1 protein-coding gene is annotated in these 250 nt (G+C 51.2%); it reads left to right on the top strand.

Translation table 11 applies throughout. The annotated features are described in order from the left end of the window. Window positions 1–31 precede the first annotated feature (31 nt). Window positions 32–250 (top strand): hypothetical protein (locus E1189_RS24145; protein WP_230459783.1); only part of this gene is annotated, 219 nt, incomplete at its 3' end.

Genomic DNA, 250 nt, shown 5'->3' with positions numbered 1-250 from the left:
CAAAGTCACAGACAAAAGGCTTGTCCCCTCTATGGGTGCGTTTGTGGGCGATGAGATGACTGGATGCAGTAGCTTTACAGCTGCTCTGGTCACAAGCTCTCACGGGATATTGTTTTTCATCAGATCTTTGCGTGTGCACTCCGGAGATGCTCGTGGACAGCTGGTCGCTGTCAGGCTGAATCTGACTCACTTCGGCAAGAGTGCCATTTGTATCGAGTACACACTCCTGTGCACTGGCGCAAAGAAAACG

The organism is Parendozoicomonas verongulae (assembly GCF_009711465.1).
In the GTDB taxonomy this organism is placed as follows: Bacteria; Pseudomonadota; Gammaproteobacteria; order Pseudomonadales; family Endozoicomonadaceae; genus Sansalvadorimonas; species Sansalvadorimonas verongulae.
Note: the sequence above shows the minus strand (reverse complement) of the source record. Positions and strands in the feature narration are given on the sequence as shown.